The 18,028-nt window shown below is 32.6% G+C and carries 16 protein-coding genes; 3 read left to right on the top strand and 13 right to left on the bottom strand.

Annotated features, from left to right (window positions below):
• Nucleotides 1-76 precede the first annotated feature (76 nt).
• The 10 genes from RCH18_RS12265 to RCH18_RS12220 form a co-directional block, all read right to left on the bottom strand.
• Nucleotides 77-871: a PepSY-like domain-containing protein gene (locus tag RCH18_RS12265; protein WP_326937049.1), complete on the bottom strand. Its 795-nt coding sequence runs from the start codon at nucleotides 869-871 to the stop codon at nucleotides 77-79.
• Between the two features lie 9 nt (nucleotides 872-880).
• Nucleotides 881-1,315 carry a PepSY-like domain-containing protein gene (locus RCH18_RS12260; RefSeq protein ID WP_326937048.1) on the bottom strand — a complete coding sequence of 145 codons (435 nt, stop codon included), beginning with the start codon at nucleotides 1,313-1,315 and terminating at the stop codon, nucleotides 881-883.
• Nucleotides 1,316-1,377: 62 nt separating this feature from the next.
• Nucleotides 1,378-2,664 (bottom strand): sensor histidine kinase, encoded by a 1,287-nt coding sequence (gene porY, locus RCH18_RS12255; RefSeq protein ID WP_326937047.1) that lies wholly within the window; start codon nucleotides 2,662-2,664, stop codon nucleotides 1,378-1,380.
• On the bottom strand, nucleotides 2,661-3,338 hold the full coding sequence (locus RCH18_RS12250; RefSeq protein ID WP_326937046.1) for a response regulator transcription factor: 678 nt from the start codon (nucleotides 3,336-3,338) through the stop codon (nucleotides 2,661-2,663). The genes porY and RCH18_RS12250 overlap by 4 nt, the downstream gene beginning before the upstream one ends.
• A 47-nt stretch (nucleotides 3,339-3,385) precedes the next feature.
• Nucleotides 3,386-3,622: a phosphoribosylformylglycinamidine synthase subunit PurQ gene (locus tag RCH18_RS12245; RefSeq protein WP_326937050.1), complete on the bottom strand. Its 237-nt coding sequence runs from the start codon at nucleotides 3,620-3,622 to the stop codon at nucleotides 3,386-3,388.
• A 128-nt stretch (nucleotides 3,623-3,750) separates the two neighbouring features.
• A complete protein-coding gene (locus tag RCH18_RS12240) occupies nucleotides 3,751-5,505 on the bottom strand; it encodes a patatin-like phospholipase family protein (protein ID WP_326937045.1) in 1,755 nt (584 codons plus the stop codon).
• 238 nt (nucleotides 5,506-5,743) lie between these two features.
• On the bottom strand, nucleotides 5,744-9,475 hold the full coding sequence (gene purL / locus RCH18_RS12235) for a phosphoribosylformylglycinamidine synthase (protein ID WP_326937044.1): 3,732 nt from the start codon (nucleotides 9,473-9,475) through the stop codon (nucleotides 5,744-5,746).
• A 295-nt stretch (nucleotides 9,476-9,770) separates the two neighbouring features.
• A complete protein-coding gene (locus RCH18_RS12230; RefSeq protein ID WP_326937043.1) occupies nucleotides 9,771-10,649 on the bottom strand; it encodes a T9SS type A sorting domain-containing protein in 879 nt (292 codons plus the stop codon).
• Nucleotides 10,646-11,620 carry an endonuclease gene (locus RCH18_RS12225; protein ID WP_326937042.1) on the bottom strand — a complete coding sequence of 325 codons (975 nt, stop codon included), beginning with the start codon at nucleotides 11,618-11,620 and terminating at the stop codon, nucleotides 10,646-10,648. Before RCH18_RS12225 ends, RCH18_RS12230 begins: the two co-directional genes overlap by 4 nt.
• A 253-nt stretch (nucleotides 11,621-11,873) precedes the next feature.
• Nucleotides 11,874-13,400, bottom strand: a complete 1,527-nt coding sequence (locus tag RCH18_RS12220) for a right-handed parallel beta-helix repeat-containing protein (protein WP_326937041.1) — start codon at nucleotides 13,398-13,400, stop codon at nucleotides 11,874-11,876.
• Between the two features lie 114 nt (nucleotides 13,401-13,514).
• Between RCH18_RS12220 and RCH18_RS12215 the strand changes: the two genes are divergently transcribed.
• From RCH18_RS12215 to bshB1, 3 genes are all read left to right on the top strand, one after another.
• Entirely contained in the window at nucleotides 13,515-13,952 is a 438-nt protein-coding gene (locus RCH18_RS12215) for a PaaI family thioesterase (protein ID WP_326937040.1), read from the top strand.
• A complete protein-coding gene (locus RCH18_RS12210) occupies nucleotides 13,952-15,010 on the top strand; it encodes a chorismate-binding protein (protein ID WP_326937039.1) in 1,059 nt (352 codons plus the stop codon). The genes RCH18_RS12215 and RCH18_RS12210 overlap by 1 nt, the downstream gene beginning before the upstream one ends.
• A 157-nt stretch (nucleotides 15,011-15,167) precedes the next feature.
• Nucleotides 15,168-15,884, top strand: a complete 717-nt coding sequence (gene bshB1, locus RCH18_RS12205; RefSeq protein WP_326937038.1) for a bacillithiol biosynthesis deacetylase BshB1 — start codon at nucleotides 15,168-15,170, stop codon at nucleotides 15,882-15,884.
• Between the two features lie 109 nt (nucleotides 15,885-15,993).
• Here the strand turns inward: bshB1 and RCH18_RS12200 are convergent, their stop codons facing one another.
• The 3 genes from RCH18_RS12200 to RCH18_RS12190 form a co-directional block, all read right to left on the bottom strand.
• Complete coding sequence (locus RCH18_RS12200) at nucleotides 15,994-16,428, bottom strand: DUF1810 domain-containing protein (RefSeq protein WP_326937037.1); 435 nt, start codon at nucleotides 16,426-16,428, stop codon at nucleotides 15,994-15,996.
• A gap of 257 nt (nucleotides 16,429-16,685) precedes the next feature.
• A complete protein-coding gene (locus RCH18_RS12195; RefSeq protein WP_326937036.1) occupies nucleotides 16,686-17,207 on the bottom strand; it encodes a hypothetical protein in 522 nt (173 codons plus the stop codon).
• A 122-nt stretch (nucleotides 17,208-17,329) separates the two neighbouring features.
• A complete protein-coding gene (locus tag RCH18_RS12190; RefSeq protein WP_326937035.1) occupies nucleotides 17,330-18,019 on the bottom strand; it encodes a Sir2 family NAD-dependent protein deacetylase in 690 nt (229 codons plus the stop codon).
• Between the last annotated feature and the right edge of the window lie 9 nt (nucleotides 18,020-18,028).

The raw sequence follows: 18,028 nt of genomic DNA, 5'->3' as shown, positions 1-18,028 counted from the left end.
CAAGAGGTTATAGAAATTCGCAGAATTTCATAAAGATGGTGTATTATTTAGGAAATGCCTAAAATATATAATTCCACTAATTTAGGCGAAGAGCCTTAATTTCTTGGTAATTCAATTCTAGCTCCCAATCGGTAATAAAATTAGTTGGATAGTTTGCTGCCACATAATCAAGTAACGACTTTGGAATAACTGTATTTGGTAATTGTGCTATCCCATCAATATCAATGATGGTGAACGCGCTGTTAAATTCTAATTTTAAACCTCTGGTCAAATAAATTTCGTACGTTATCACAGTTAAGTCTTTTTCCTTTTCTGCTCTAATAATAGTATTTGTTGGAAAATATGTTGAAATATAAGTCTTTATTGCTAAAGGAATTTCTGCATCAGTTAATAAAATGTCATTAGAATTGTAACCATCATCAACACGGATGAAATTTCCGTTTAAGTCAAACTCTAATTCTAAATTATTGTTCAATTCAACTTCTTGATAATTCGTTTCTAAATCCCAATCCGTAATAAAATTTGCAGGATAATTAGCGGCTACATAATCAAGAATTGTTTGAGGAATTACTGAATTTGGCAATTCGGTTACTCCATCGATATTGGTAATTAGCAAGGCACTATTAAATTCTAAATTTACATTTTCGGTCAAATAAATAGCAAAAGTTATGCTGCCTGATTCTGTTTCTTTCTCGGCTCTAATTATTTCATTAGTAATAAAATGTGTCTCAACGTAAGCTTTTATAGCAATTGGAATTTCTGCATCTGTAAGAAGTTCTTTGCTCGTATTTTCGTTGTCACTACTACAAGATGTAAGGACTGTTAAAAAACTAAAAAAGGCAATTATTGGTAATTTTATGGTTGTTTTCATTTTTAAGTTTTATAAAATTAATTTACCGCTTTTTGAATACACAACTTGGAATTCTTCATCCCATTTTTCAAGATCAATAAGATACTTTTCTGTTCCGTTTTCAATTATTTTTTTGACGTCATCGATGCGGTATTCACCATATTTATTTTTAACCGCTTTTGCAACTGCTTTCGGTAAATCTGATTTACTTATTTCTTTGGTATATTTAACTAATTTTCCAGAAGCATTGAACAAAGCGTCATAATCAGTAAACCAACCAATTTCAAAATCTACTTGGTATAATTCACCTTGTCGTTCCCATTCTACATCATTTGCTTTTGGAAATTCTTTTTTAAAATTGTTCATTATAACTGAAGGAACTTGACTTGATAGCATGTCTTGTGCGAAAGTTGTTCCCAATCCTAAAAAAAATAAGGCTACTAATTGAAGTGTTTTTGTCTTCATCTTTTATGTTTTTATTAATTATAAGACAAATTTAGCAGTCGATTATGGAAAGAATCTGGAATTTAAGAATTGACACGAATATTTTCAAAATTTATTTTAAAACAATGTTGATTTTTAATAAATTCATACGATAAATCAATAGTATATAATTTACAAATAGAATGACAAACCGCTAAACCAAGTCCAGTACTTTGACTATTAGCTTGATTTTTTACAAATCGGTTAAATATCGTTTTGGCATCAAAGTCTAATTCTTTTCCTGTATTACAAATTATAAATTCCTTAGGAGTAATTTGGACTGCAATTTCTCCATCATTTACATTATGAAAAATAGCATTCTTGAGTAAGTTTGAGAGCAATATTTCAAATAAAGAAATATTCATGACAACCTTTACATCAGCTTTTTCCTGGCAACTTATAATAATATTTTTAAAATCAGCAAATTCTTGAAAATTAGACTGTATTTCTATAACTTTTTCGTTAAGATGAATTATTTTTTGCTCTATGAATTGTCTGTTTTCAATTTTAGTAAGTAATAAAAGAGTTTTGTTAAGGTTTTTTAAACGATCTGAAATACGAATTACTGCTGCAATTGTGTTTGCGTCTTTTTCGACTAAATTTTCCGATTCTAACAAAAGTTCTAACTTAGCAATAATAATGGCAATAGGTGTTTGCAATTCGTGCGAAGCGTTTTCTGTAAATTGTTTTTGTGCCACATACGTTTCTTTTGAATGTTTAATCAAAGCAGTAGAAGCTTCTTGCAATTGTATAAATTCTTTAGTTTTGGTAGCAATTTTAAAAGTAACTTCATCTGTATCTAATCGATATGTTATTAAGTGATTTAAAATATCATAAAAAGGATGCCAAATTTTACGCAAAATGACATTATTTACAATTATTATACTTGTAATTAAAACGATAAATAACCAAAACACATTCCAAAAAGATTCTTCAATTAAATCATCTTCTTCCACTAAAGATGAAATTATTTTTAGGCGATAATACTTGTTTTCATGTTCAAATGCAGTATGCAGAATTCGCACGGGTTCTAAATCGTCTTCATTCAATCGGAACATTAATGTGTCTTTGTAAATGTCTTTTAATGTAAAGGCTTTTTGTTTTAAAACGGGATGAATTACAAAGTTGTTTCCTCCAAAATCGTCTTGAAAAAGTAGAGTAGAATCTGTAGTTACTTTCTGGAGAATTAATAACCTGTTGTTGTCTAAACCGTCATCAATACTGTCTCTGATTTCGTCTTTTAAATTTACATAAAAAAGAACAGACCAAATGCCTATAATTAGTAAAAAAGCAAAAGAAAGATATAAAAGGGAACGGTTTAACAGTTTCATTTTTCCGACAATTTATAGCCAATTCCATAAACTGTTTCTATGATAATTGTAGCGTTGGCTTCTTCTAATTTTTTTCGTAAATTTTTGATTTGGTAATATATAAAATCAAAATTATCAGACTGGTCAATGTAATCACCCCAAACGCGTTCAGCTAAAGTAGTTTTAGTTATGAGTCGATTTTTATTAAGTAAAAAATAGTTTAAAATATCAAATTCTTTCCGGTTTAAATGGATGTTTTCACCGGCAACATTCAAAACGCGTTCATCGATGTCGAGCACGGTATTTCCTGCGTCAATTTGATTTTTACCATTAAAATCTTTTCTTCGCAAAACTGCTTTTATACGTGCATTTAATTCAGCAATGTGAAAAGGTTTAGTTAAATAATCATCCGCACCTAAGGCCAATCCATTTAATTTATCTTCCAAAGAGTTTTTAGCAGAAATAATAATAACATTTCCCGCTTTATTTCTCTTTTTTAAATTTTTAAGAAGTGATATACCGTTTCCAAAAGGCAACATAATATCTAATAAAATGCAATCGTAATCATATACTAAAATTTTTTCAAAGGCAGCATTATAATCACTAGCAGTTTCTACGGTATATTTCTCCCTTAAAAGCGATTCTTTAATGGTTTCCTGCAATTCCATTTCGTCTTCAATTACTAAAATTTTCATACGGTGAAATTAAACATGAATTCTGGAAACAAATAGGAATTTATTACTTATTTGATTTCTAATTTTCTAGCATTAATAAACGTTTTATGTTTAAGTGAAACTTCGTCGCTTCTGTCTTCTGGATAATGCGCCCCGTTCCATTGATACGTAGAACGCTCAATACGCGAAAGAGTGACCAGATGACGTCCTACAACGTAGCAAAGCATCGCAACATCATTATTAGAACCGCTTTGATTTACTAGATAATCTTCGTAATCTTTTTCCCAAAGATGTTTTAACGTTATTCATCTACTGGTAATTCAAGTTTTTTTTACCGTGCGAAAGCCAAAATCACAACGTTGCCTATACCATTATCCGTTTTATGAAAAAAAAGTTCTTTTCATTTTAAAATAATATCCCATCCCATCCTGTCTCAATAACTCTCGTCTCTATTTGGTTTGTAATTATTGACTAAATTCCATTTGTGTAGACTGTCTTTGATTGAGGAAACTACCTTTTTACTGATTATTTTGTTAAGGACAACAAACGAACCAATTTTTAAAAAGAAATGAGTTGTAGGACTTAATTTTACAATGTTTAGAATGATTTTTTCTGCTCGATTTTTTATTGGTTTTTGATATTGATCAACAAAATTCTCGTTAACTTTTGGCCAATTCCCACCACAAGAGAAAGTAGGTATTGGAAAAGAATCTGCTGCACTTGCAGACTTAAAAATTGGAATAATAGGATAGCTTCTTTTTCCATTTGAATCGACTATCACATACTGGCTTTTGTCGACAGTACGATAACCTTCGGCAAATATTAAATTTGCCTCTAACGCCTCTTCTGGAATGGTAAAATACTTTCTCAAAAACATTTCGCAGTTGTATTTTCCTAAAAAGTAATCATGAATTCTAAATTCTTTATTTAGAAAACCACCAAACCCGCCCATTGTACCGCATGCAATGGCTTTTTCGCCAAAAAAATCTTTGAGCACACCTTCATTATCTTCTCTTTTTCGAGAGGGAGAAATTATAAATTGACTAGCATCATCTTGTTCCATTGCGCTGCGATAATTCAATGGTTTTGCACGCATTTGAGCCGTCATTGCAGAGAAAGTTTTAGATAAGATATTAGTCAAATTTTGGCTGTAATCAAATTCAGATTTATCAGTACTCGGAAAAGGATCAATCATCAATACGGTGTTCTCAAAGCTTTTATAAATAGTATTAATTTCATTTAAACACTCTTGTTTTTGATCTCTACTCAAGGCGTTATATTTCAATTTATTTTGTTCGATTGTAATAGTATCTAGTATATCTCTCACTTTCTCAAAGGGTTCATTGTTGATCATTCCACCATCTACATTAAGCGTTTTTTGTTCTTTTTCAATCGGAGTATTTTGAAAAATATCCTTTAACCACGGAATTGCATTTACATAAATCGCCTCTCTTTCTACAATTCGAGATTTGAGTCCAATAGGAAATGCGCCTGTCGCCATTGCTGCTTCTCTTGCGGTTTTGACATAAGAGCCCGTTTTAAAATTCAATGGCATCCAGCCTGGAGTTGAAGGTGTTGTGGTACTGTCGTCAAAAAGCTCAAAACAGGCATAATCATTATGTACAGTCATATTGTACTTTTCTTTTCTATTATAACCGCTAAAATTAATGTTATATTTAAAACCGTTTAAATTAGAGAGAGTAGCAAATATCTTCACTGGCATTTCAAAAAAAGTAGGTGCATCTTTCCATGCTTTTCCATCACACTGGATCATATTTGTAGCTATATCGTCTATAAAATCAGAATTTAATAAGGCAACTACATTGCCAGAGGAAATGTCTGAGGTATCCAGCATTTTTCTAAACATATCTTTATCAACTAGATCTACCCAACTGTGATATAACTTGTTTTCAGGATGCTCATCTAAAAGATTTGTATCATTAGGTAAATCAACAGGCACAATTTCATTGTTTAAAGTGGTAGCAGTCAGTAAAGCAGTCATTCCCCCTGCAGAAGCGCCACCCATTACTGGTATCACTACTTTGTGCGAAGGTATGTTTGGCTGTCCTTTCTTTTCTTCCCATTCGCGCAATGCTTCCATTAAATAATCCATTACACCAGCTGTATAAGCTCCTGCAGAGACTGCACCCGCCATGCATATCCCAATTCTGAAAGTTTTATTTTCCATAGGTAGATAATTTTAAGTTTATATTGAATAACGAGTTGCCATCTTAAATTTTAATATAGGATTGAGAATTATAAATCTTGTATAACACTTTGATTTTAAGTACTATGTAAATGTAATGATAATGCTAATTCAAAATTATTTTTTTAACGTGAGAAGTTGGATGTTGCTATTTTGTTTTTGGCGTAAATAAAAAAAGCGCTCTCTTTCGAGAACGCTTTGTACACATAAATAAAAAATATTAGATTTTATCAATCCATTTTCTAGCATTTACAAAGGCTTCATGCCAAGGCGAAACCTCATCATTCCTGTCTTTAGGATAATTTGCCCAGTTCCATTGAAAAGTAGAACGCTCAATGTGTGGCATCATCACTAAATGTCTTCCTGTGGCATCACAAAGCATTGCTGTGTTATAATCAGAGCCGTTTGGATTTGCTGGATAACTGTCATATCCATATTTCGCTACGATATTGTAATTTTCTTCGCTTAATGGCAAGTCAAATTTTCCTTCACCATGTGAGACCCAAACTCCTAATGTCGATCCAGCCAAACTAGACAACATCACTGATTTATTTTCTTGAATAGTCACCGATGTAAATATACTCTCGTGCTTATTACTAAGATTATGAAGCATTTTGCCATGCACTTCATGTTCTGGATTTACTAGCTCAAGTTCCATAAATAATTGGCAACCGTTGCAAATTCCTACTGATAAAGTATCTTCACGTTTGAAAAAGTTCATTAATGAACTATTTGCTTTTTCATTGTATTTGAAAGCGCCGGCCCAACCTTTAGCAGACCCCAAAACATCTGAGTTAGAAAATCCTCCCACAGTACCTATAAACTGAATATCTTCCAGATTTTCACGTCCCGAGATTAAATCGGTCATGTGAATGTCTTTGACATCAAAACCAGCTAAGTACATCGCATTTGCCATTTCACGCTCTGAATTACTTCCTTTTTCACGAATGATGGCGGCTTTGGGCTTCTCGACTGCGCTCGAAGTGACAGGTAATCTACCTGTAAAGTGTTTAGGGAATGTGTATTGTAATGGTTGGTTTTTGTAATTATCGAAACGCTCTCGAGCCATCCCATTTTTAGATTGTTTTTGGTCTAATAAAAATGAAGTTTTAAACCAAATATCTCTGTATTTTACGATGTCTAATTTGCAGTGTCCAAAGTTTAAAGTGGCATCTGTAGTAGCGGATCCTAATTTGTAGAAAGCAACTCCGTCTGCGTTTAATTTAGCTTCGATAGTCTCATTATTTTTCGCTTGGAAAACAATTCCGATATTCTCAGCAAATAAATACTTGATGATGTCTTTTTCTTCAAAAACAGAGAAATCTATTTTAGCTCCTAAATTTACATCAGCAAAACACATTTCTAATAAAGTAGTAATCAAACCACCGCTTCCTATGTCGTGTCCTGCAAGAATTTGATCGTCTAAAATTAATTCTTGAATGCTGTTAAATGCTTTTTTAAAGAAAGATGCTTTTTTTATAGTTGGTGCATCGTTTCCTATTTCATTTAATGTTTGTGCAAATGACGAACCTCCTAATTTGAAATCATCTTGCGACAAATTAATATAATAAATAGAACCACCGTCTTTCTGAAGGACAGGTTCCACTACTTTTTTAATATCGATACAGTTACCACCTGCCGAGATAATTACCGTTCCGGGCGCTATTACTTCGTCATTCGGATATTTTTGCTTCATCGAAAGCGAATCTTTTCCTGTTGGAATATTGATTCCCAATTCTATTGCAAAATCGGAACAAGCTTCAACAGCGGCATACAAACGAGCGTCTTCACCTTCATTCTTGCACGCCCACATCCAGTTAGCCGATAATGAAATTCCATCCAAACCTCCTTTTATTGGTGCCCAAATAATATTCGATAGGGATTCTGCAATTGCAGTTCTTGTTCCAGCAACTGGATCAATTAGAGAGGCAATAGGAGAGTGCCCAATTGATGTGGCAACACCTTCAATTCCTTGATAATCTAATGCCATTACTCCTACGTTATTCAGTGGTAATTGCAAGGATCCAGCAGTTTGCTGTTTGGCTACTTTTCCGCCTACACAACGGTCCACTTTATTTGTCAACCAGTCTTTACAAGCCACTGCTTCTAATTGCAATACTTGCTGTAAGTAAGTCGAAATGTTTTTTACAGAATACTCTAATGGCGCATAGTTGTAAGTAATTTTTTTATCGTTCATTACCGTTTTTGGAGAACTTCCAAAGAAATCTTCTAAAGCATAATCCATTGGTTTAGCGCCAGTAGATTTTGACTCAAATGTAAAACGGTGATCAGCTGTTACATCACCTACTTGATACATAGGAGAACGTTCTCTATCGGCCACTCTTTGTAATAAATCAATGTCTTTTTGACCAATTACTAAACCCATTCTTTCTTGAGATTCGTTACCGATGATTTCTTTTGCCGAAAGGGTAGGGTCACCCACAGGCAATTTATCTAAATCAATTAATCCGCCTGTTTCTTCCACTAATTCTGAAAGGCAGTTTAAGTGTCCGCCAGCACCGTGATCGTGAATGGAAACAATGGGGTTGTTGTCGCTTTCTACAAAGGCTCGAATGGCATTAGCAGCGCGTTTTTGCATTTCTGGATTCGAACGCTGTATTGCGTTCAACTCAATTCCTGAACCAAAAGCACCAGTATCTGCAGATGAAACCGCAGCACCACCCATTCCGATTCTATAATTTTCTCCGCCTAAAATAACAATTTTATCGCCTTCTTGTGGTTTTTTCTTAATTGCTTGATCTAATTTTCCGTATCCAATTCCTCCCGCTTGCATGATTACTTTATCGTAACCTAACTTTCTACCCTTTATGCCAAACTTGTCAAAGTGTTGATGTTCGAAAGTTAAAACCGAACCCGTAATTAAAGGCTGTCCAAATTTATTTCCAAAATCAGAAGCTCCATTAGATGCTTTTATTAAAATATCCATTGGAGTTTGATACAACCATTTTCTTTCTTCCATTCCATTTTCCCAAGGTTTTTCATCCTGAGCGGTGTCGAAAGGTTGCAATCGCGAATACGAAGTCATATAAACTGCAGTTCCTGCCAGTGGCAACGAACCTTGTCCTCCAGCTAAACGATCGCGAATTTCTCCTCCTGAACCTGTTGCAGCTCCATTAAAAGGTTCAACAGTTGTAGGGAAATTGTGTGTTTCTGCTTTTAACGAAATAACCGAATCAAATTCTTTGATTTCGTAATAGTCAGCTTTATCAGCAGTTTTTGGAGCAAATTGTTGCACTCTTGGTCCTTTTACAAAAGCAACGTTATCTTTATATGCCGAAACGATGTCGTTTGGGTTTTCTTGTGATGTTTTTTTGATTAATTTAAAAAGAGATGTTTCTTTTTCTACACCATCAATTATAAATGTTCCATTAAAAATTTTATGACGACAATGCTCTGAATTTGCTTGTGAGAAAGCAAAAATTTCAGAATCAGTTAGTTTTCTATCTAACTTAGCTGACAAATTTTCTAAATATTCAACTTCGTCAAGGCTTAAAGCTAAACCTTCTGTTTTATTATAACCATCAATATCTTCAATTTCTAAAATGGATTCAGGTTGTACATTAATAGTAAATATATCTTGATTTAACTCACTATATTTCTGCGAAAGCATTACATCAAAATCCGTGAATTCTTCACTTACTCTATAAAATTCCTCAATTCGAATGATTCCTTTTATACCCATGTTTTGAGTAATTTCAACGGCATTAGTGCTCCAAGGGGTAATCATTGCGGCACGTGGTCCAACAAAAAAATCCGTCAATACGGATTTTTCAATTTTATTTGAGTTGGCAAAAAGCCAGTTTAGTTTTGAAATGTCTTTAGCTGACATATTGCTTATGCTTGATATTTTTTGAGTTTGCTTCGTCAGTTCACTGTCAATCGTGTGCACTGCAAAGACAGTTTTGCTTTGGTTTTCAAAGAAATGGATCATTGTTGTGTAGTTTGTTGTATTGCAATGCAAATTTAGTTTAAAAAAATAGTACGAGCAAGGATTAAAATTTCAATTTTAAACGATAAAACTACCTGTTTTAAATTTTTAAATTTAAATTTTATAAATTTATTTTCTAGACGAATTTGGTTAACTAAAGCAATTTAATTAGAATGTTGATATCTTAAATAACTTCCAATGGAGGCAAAAATTAATGACTAAATTAAAGTTGAAGTACTAATTAAATGATAAGAGCGGCAATAAATGCCGCCCTTATTTGAATAACTGCAACTGTAAATTAATTTACAATTAGTTTTTTAGTAACTGAATTGGTTTCATTTTTTATTTTAATCAAGTAAAATCCTTTTTGGAGATTATTTATAGTAGCTGAAGGACTGTTGCTAAATTCATTCTCATAAACTTGCTGCCCAAGAATCGTAAATATCTGAATAGTGTGCTTTTCAGCTCCATTACTAAAATTAATTTTTACAGTTCCAGTTGATGGATTGGGATATATTGTAAAATCATTTGAATTAACATCGCCAGTTGATAAATTAGTTATCGAGTGAGCGCCAAGTCCGTTGCAAACGTCTTTACCGTAAGCATCCCATTCAGCAGTTTCATTATAAGTTATATTTGGAGCTGAAATGCTTGGTTTTCTTCTCAAAGTTACATCAGCTGCAAAATTGTTACTTGATCCTCCATTAAATGTTCCTATAATATCAATTAAAACACCATTTTTGAACAAACCTATAGGATCATTACCATTATAAAGCTCTGAGCTAGTCGATAGCAAATTAGCATTTGCAGCAGTATAACAGGTTGTAGAAATTCCTGGATCAACTATTAAAAATACTTGACCAGTACTTAGAGTACCTGTCAAATTAAATCCAGTAGACCATGTCCCAGCGCCATTTGATTGTTTTTTTACAGCGTAGCCTACTAAGTTTACTGCTGCTCCCGTAAAGTTTGCGATTTCTAAAGCCTTATTATTACCAGATCCTTCAACATACTCAGAGAAAAAGAGATCAGTAGCTCCTGATCCGCCTGTTGGAGGCGCAGTTGTTATTGCACTTACGATTGCAGATGCAACTGATGAATTTCTTTCATCATCTCTAGAAATCAAATAGAAATTATAAGTAGTAGAAGGTAATAATCCTGTTACTGTAGCCGTCACAAAGTAAATGTTGATTTAAATACGCCATCAATATAAAGATCGTATCCTGTTACCCCAATATTATCAGTTGCTGCAGTCCAAGTTAAAGTAGCTGAGTTTGAAGTAGTGGTAGTCACAAGTAAATTAGTGGCTGCAGTTGGTGCCTCTGTATCAGCTGCTTCAGTTGTCCATACTGCTGTTACAAAAGTTGGGTTATCAATATATGGATTTCTATTATTTTGACGAGCATATATCGCATTATTTCTATTAACCTCTCTTGCACTTACTGGATCCTGATTGTGCCAAGCTATTAGTTGAGCTAAAAAAGCATTAGTAAAAACTTTATTAGAAGACTTATTGAACATAGGATAATTATATCCAGCAACCGTATTTTGATAGCGTGTAGCAAAATAGAAATACATTCGAGCGATATCACCTTTAAATTCATCAATCGGCTCAAAAACTTCATCTGTATATCCCGCAGTTGTACTGGGGCCACGTTTACTTCCGTTTTGAGTGGTCAAATTAGGAACTGCTACTGTAGCATGTGGGAAATTAGATCTAATTCCATTTACTTGACCATCAGTAGGAGTAATGAAATGCGCATCAGAAACCATCGGTAAAGCTTCATCAAAAATTGATTGTGGTATAATATGCTCTCTATTATAACAATCTCCCTCATTGCTGTAACCGGTGGATGTGCATCGTTGAGTAGCTGAAATGCTAAAATTATAAGGATCTGCACCTGCTGGATTTTCGGAATACATGTCTAAAACGGTTCCGTCATTTTCATAGAAATTGTCAATATCCGATGTTTGATACGTAACATATAAATCACCGTAAGTTAAAACCGTATGGTCTTTTATTATATTATATAATTGGGTTTTCAAGGTGTACCCACTTCCCGTAGCTGATGTATAATATCCAGCAGGCGCTTGTGCAAATCCAATTGTAACAAATAATAAAAAAAGTACAGAGTAAATTTGTTTCATGGTTTAAAAGTTTTTTGATTTATATAGTGATTGAGTTTTTGATATTAAATCGTTATAAAATTAGTGTTTTTATTGAATTTTGATATGCTTTATTGTTTAAATAATAACTATTGAATTATATTTTAATAATCTTGGTAAAGAATGATTAGATGATGAGCTGTTTTTTCATTACGATTTTAACGAGCTTTTAGACAAAAGAACTATGATATCAACACCACTAATTGTATCACTGGTTTAAATAATAAAAGATAATTTATTTTGGAAAAACCGTATTTTGATACGCTCCTAAATCTGGGGGTAAAGATCTTGTTTTTCCTAAGATATCTAGTGGAATTAAATAGGCCTGATTTCCTTTTGCAAAAGCTGCAGAAGCTGCATCAATATTCAATTTATTTTGCGCTGTTTTAAAAAATTTTGGGTCTTTGTTTAAAATTATTCCATTGTAATGTAGCGCATCCGTTGTAAATTGATATTCAGGAATAGAAGCAAATTTACTGGATAAATTGTCAAATTTAATCAGGCAATTATTAAATTGATACTCAAATGCGGCTCCTGTTTTCTTGTTTAGCGTCATTTCATTCGAGTACGATCCGTAAATGATACAATTATTAAAAGTTGCAGCAGTCAAATCTTTTGCTTCTGGAATGGCTCCAGTACTATAATTACTTATATAAACGGCAACTTGCTGAGAGCTATTCCAATTATTATTAAAAGTAGAATGTGTAAAGTTATAATTTCCGCCATAAGTGCACGCTAAACTAGCTTGTCCAGCATTGTTAATCACTAGATTTTCAGCATTAATTTTTGCGTTCTGCGCCAAAATACCATAGTTAGATGAATTATAAATTTGAGTGTTTTTTATTGAAACGGTGCTTCCGTCATTATTTTGAATCAGTAATCCAATGGTTGCATTTTTAATTGTTAAGTGATTAAATGAGTGATTCGTACTTCCATCAGTTAGCCAAATTGCTCCCCATTGTCCAGGAACATTATCAAAATCAGGCTCTAGTCTATCCCCTTCAAATATCACTTCGTTTTCCATTTTATCAGTTGCAGATATCGTTCCATTTACTTGTATAGAACCTCTATTAGCTACAATAATTCCCGAATTTTGATGAAAATATACTTTAGTTCCCGCTTCAAAAGTGGCAGTTTTATTGGCTGGGACAGCGGCATAACCATAAATTACATACGGTTTGTTTTTAGTAAATTGCAACTCATTTCCATTAATTGGATCACTTTCGTCAAGATAAAAACCCTCAATCTTTTCATTGCCAATGGGAAGGGTCTCTTTTGTGCCATCAGCAAATCGTTTTGGATACAAGAAAATAGCATCTTGAACGAGAGTCACTAATTCTACATTCTGGAGATTTTCTCCACTATCAAACTGGATTTGATCTGTATACAAAAAGTCAGTTGGATTAGCATCTTTGATATTAGCAGTCGTTTCTATGAAAATATACAAACTGTCCTTAGCTAATAAATCAACGTTGTTAAAAACTTTACCGTTAATTCCTTGCATTCCGTCAACGGTCATTCTGTATTTAGAGTTTAATCCTTTTCCTAATTTTATTGTTGGAATAGTAATATCGTTTTTGCTTTTGTTATATACTTTAAGTCGATAGGTACTGGAACCAATATTTGTAAAAACAGTGTCAAGATAAATCGTATCTCGAGAAAACTCTAGTTTTCCTGAGCTGGCTATAGTTTCAAAATCAGAACGACAGGAGCAAATAGCAATTAATAAGACAAGAAAAACTAAAACTATTTGTGGACGCATTTGATTTATTTTTTGTAAAAATAGCAAAAATCTATTTCGAAATTGGAATAACAAATGTATTTACTCTTATGTACGATATCTTTTATTTATTTTTACCAATTAAAAGGTATTACTATGACATTCGATAAAGAAAAGATCCTTCAATACTGTAACCAAGTATCTGAAAATACGTTAATGAGAACGCTAAATATTACGTATACAGATGCTGGTGAAAATTATTTAGTGGCTACTATGCCTGTAACTCCAGCGGTACACCAACCCATGGGTTTGTTACATGGAGGTGCTTCGGTGGCACTAGCAGAAAGTGTAGGAAGTGCCGCATCAATGATATTTATAAATTCAGAGGTCAGTGAAGTGCGTGGAATTGAAATTTCAGCTAATCATTTAAAGGCAAAACGCAGTGGAATGGTTACTGCAACAGCTAAAATTATTCATAAAGGAGCTAGCATCCACTTATGGGAAATACGAATTACTGATGAAAAAGATAATTTAATTTCTCTTTGTAAGTTGACCAATATGATTTTACCAAAAAGAAAAAGTGAAGATAAGTAATGGAAACAATTGAAATTAAAACCCAAAATCAGTTAGTACAGAAACTGCCTTTTGTTTTATATTCTAAACCTAATACGAACAAAATAGTGGGTTTTTATCAGAGAAATCATAATTTATATCAGGTACATGATTTCACTGAAAACGGTTTTGTTTTATCTAGTTTTGATGGAACAAAAAACTATCTTTTGCCCGAAAATGAATCGGAAATAGTGTCTTTTTTAGTCGATAAAAAAGAATTATCTCTTTCGATGATAGAGAAAGCTACTATCGATGTTAATGCGAAAATAAATTTTGAAAATTTAGTAATCAAAGGTATTGAAGCTATAAAAGACAACAAGTTTAAAAAAGTTGTTTTGTCTCGATATGAAATACAAGACGTACAAGATTTTGATATGTTAGAAACTTTTCAAAAGTTAGTACAACTTTATCCTTCTGCTTTTGTGTATTGTTTTTATCATCCAAAAATTGGTAATTGGATTGGCGCCACGCCTGAACAATTATTGAAAGTAAGTGATAGTAATTTTGAAACAATTTCTTTAGCAGGAACTCAAAAAGATAACGGTTCATCAGAAGTTGTTTGGGGAGAAAAAGAAAAAGAAGAACAAAAATTCGTCACAGATTATCTAGTTACAAAACTACAAAATGTGGCGTCCAAAATTCAATCTACTGAACCTTATAGTGTGAAGGCTGGAAGTATTTGGCATATAAAAACAGATGTTACTGGCGTTTTAAATTCCGATTCAAGTTTAAAGACAGTCATACAATTATTACACCCAACACCTGCTGTTTGTGGTTTACCTAAAGAAATTGCTAAGGAATTTATAATAGAACATGAGGCATACGATAGAAGTTTTTACAGCGGTTTTTTAGGAGAATTAAACTGCAGTTTTATCAATATTGGGAAAAGCTCTGATTTATTTGTCAATTTACGCTGTATGCAAATTATTGATTCACAGGCTCACCTATATATAGGTTGTGGCATTACAAAAGATAGCAATCCTGAAAAAGAGTGGGAGGAAAGTGTCAATAAATCACTAACGATAAAAACGGTATTGTAATTTTCATTCAAGTGAATAAATGAATTATTCAAATCGCATAAAATTTGACAAAAATCACTTAAAAAAGATTGAATTTCAATTTCAAAAAAATTGTTTAATTCATGAAAAAAAATTAAATCCAAAGTTTAAGCGAATAATTATAAAATTAAAATAAATTATGAAATTAGATATACTTGCTTTTGGCGCGCATCCTGATGATGTAGAACTAGGTTGCGCTGGAACGATATTAAAAGAAATTTCTTTAGGAAAAAAAGTTGGAATTGTTGATTTAACTAGAGGTGAATTAGGTACTCGTGGATCAGCTGAAATAAGAGATCAAGAAGCGAATGCTGCCGCAAAAATTCTAGGAGTTATAGCGCGCGAAAATTTAGAAATGCGTGATGGTTTTTTTGTCAATGATGAAAAACATCAATTAGAGATCGTAAAAATGATTAGGAAATACCAACCTGAGATTGTATTATGCAATGCCATTGACGACCGTCACATTGATCATGGAAAGGGAAGTAAGTTAGTTTCTGACGCTTGTTTTTTATCTGGTTTGATGAAAATCGAAACTGAATTAGATGGAGAGAAACAAAAAGCGTGGCGACCAAAATTTGTGTACCATTATATCCAATGGAAAAATATCCAACCTGATTTTGTTGTTGATATCACTGGTTTTACAGATAAAAAAATAGAATCGATTTTAGCATACGGTTCCCAGTTTTATAATGCTAATTCTAAAGAACCCGAATCGCCAATAAGTAGTAAAAATTTCTTAGAAAGCTTAAATTATCGCTCCAGAGATCTAGGAAGAATTGCTGGTGTGGAACATGCGGAAGGTTTTACAGTTGAAAGATATTTGGCAGTCAATAGCTTAGGTGATTTGATTTAATAAATGTTTTTTAGCACCCATTAATAATGATTTTGTGAATGGCTATTTAAATTGACGTTTACAGCAAAGCTCATTTATAACTAACAATATTGCAGGGTTCAAGTCATTGCTATTCTTTAAACCCTGCAATAATTTCGAGGGTTTTACTATCTCGTTGATTGTCATAATACTTTTGCAGTACCAATATAAAACAATCTGATACTACTGGTAATTGGCTAAATAAGGTCATGCAAGATTTTAGCTTTCTTGCGTCAGTTTTGCCCATTATTTCAAGTGCAGTTTTATTTTCTATTTTTAAAAGTGCAGTAGTAATTTTCAAAAGATTTTGGCCAAGAATGGGATGATTATAATATTTTTGTGCCTCTTCAAGATTTTCAATTCCGAATAAAATATTGTAATCCGAGAATCCCAATCCTTTTATTTGAGGAAAAACAAAGCACATCCAATGGGTTTTTTTTTGACCATTTTGAATTTCCTCTAATGCATCTTTGTATACGTTTTCTTGAACCTTTAGGAATCTGTTTAAATTGAATTTTGGTTGCATATTTATTGTCATTTTAGTTGGTTATCAAGATGATTTTAAATTAGAAATTTGAATCATTTATTATAATCATTTGCTTCGATACCAAAACTTTTATCTTTCATTTATTTTTAACTTCAAACCTACCTGTAAAGTCATCAAATTTATAGTCAAAGGTTTAAGTTACTTCTATTAAAAGTTCGTTTGATCTTAAATACAAAAACGAAAACTTTTTCAAATGATCGGTTACACTTGATAGAATAATATATTTTATTTAACGATCAATATTTTACATTCGTTTTTTTAATTCCCCAAAGTAACATATCCTTAAAATTTGGATAAATTACAATCATGTATAATACAAAAACGATAGACAGCATTATTCCCAATTTCTTTACTAGGTTTTTTGGTAAAGTTAAAGGGATCAAAATTAAGTAAACAAGTGCAACGGCTACAACACAGATGTAAACCGACATATCAATATAATTTGAATTAAAAACTGTAGCACTCCAATTTAAAAAATCAACACTCTTCTGAAAAAAATAATCGCAATTTTTTCGTAGATCAGGGAGCAGGGCAAACGCGATAATTGCAAGAATAGATAATGTGTTAATCCAAATACTTGTTTTTCTGCTTATTAAATAAATCCAGGAAGATGGTATAAGAATATAATATACTAAAATATTAATTACGTTGTATGTGGTTCCAAAAATGGCAGCAATTGCCATTAAACTTCCCATAACAATCATAAAAATTTGGTGGAATAAAGATCCCGCATTGTCAATCCAAAATTGTATTTCCATGTGTTCTACTTGTTTTTATGATTAAGCTTTAAATACTTCCATTTGTTTTGTTGGATGCGCAATAACTAATAGCAAAAGCTTAACATCTAAGATTTGCAATGTTTTTTATTTAGTATCCTTAATCATGGTAAATACTTATCCACCAACAATCGTACTCCTACTGTTGCTTTTTCCTTTATCACAAGCAAATTAATTCCTTCTTCCACAGTTGGATTTGGATCGATGTAAACCGTATCTGACTCAAAAGGAACAGCTAACAAAAGTGATGCTGCTGGATGAACAATCATAGAACATCCTACTATGATAAATAAATCGGCATTTTGTGTAATTGTTATAGCCTCTTTAATTTTTGTTACTTCTTCACCAAACCAAACGACATGCGGACGAAGTTGGCTTCCATCTTGTGCTAAATCTCCTAATTTTAAAGGATTGGTATAAGGATAGATTAGATTTTCATCAATGGAACTTCTCGATTTTGTTAGTTCGCCGTGCAAATGTAAAACGTTAGAAGAACCTGCTCTTTCGTGCAAATCATCAATATTTTGTGTGATTATGGTCACTTCATATTTCTCTTCTAATTTGGCAATTAAATAATGAGCAGCGTTGGGCATCACATTTTCTAATTCCAATCTTCGACTGTTATAAAAATCTAAAACTAGTTGTGGGTTCTTTGCAAATCCTTCTGGTGATGCAATTTCTTCAATGTTGTGATTTTTCCAAAGTCCCGATTCACCTCTAAAGGTGCTTAGCCCGCTTTCTTGGCTAATTCCCGCACCGGTGAAGAAAACTAAATGGTGTTTTTTATTGTGCATCTTTCAATT

Source organism: Flavobacterium sp. PL11 (assembly GCF_035985025.1).
Classification (GTDB): Bacteria; Bacteroidota; Bacteroidia; order Flavobacteriales; family Flavobacteriaceae; genus Flavobacterium.
The sequence above is the reverse complement of the archived record's forward strand: the minus strand, read 5'-3'. Positions and strand labels throughout refer to the sequence as shown.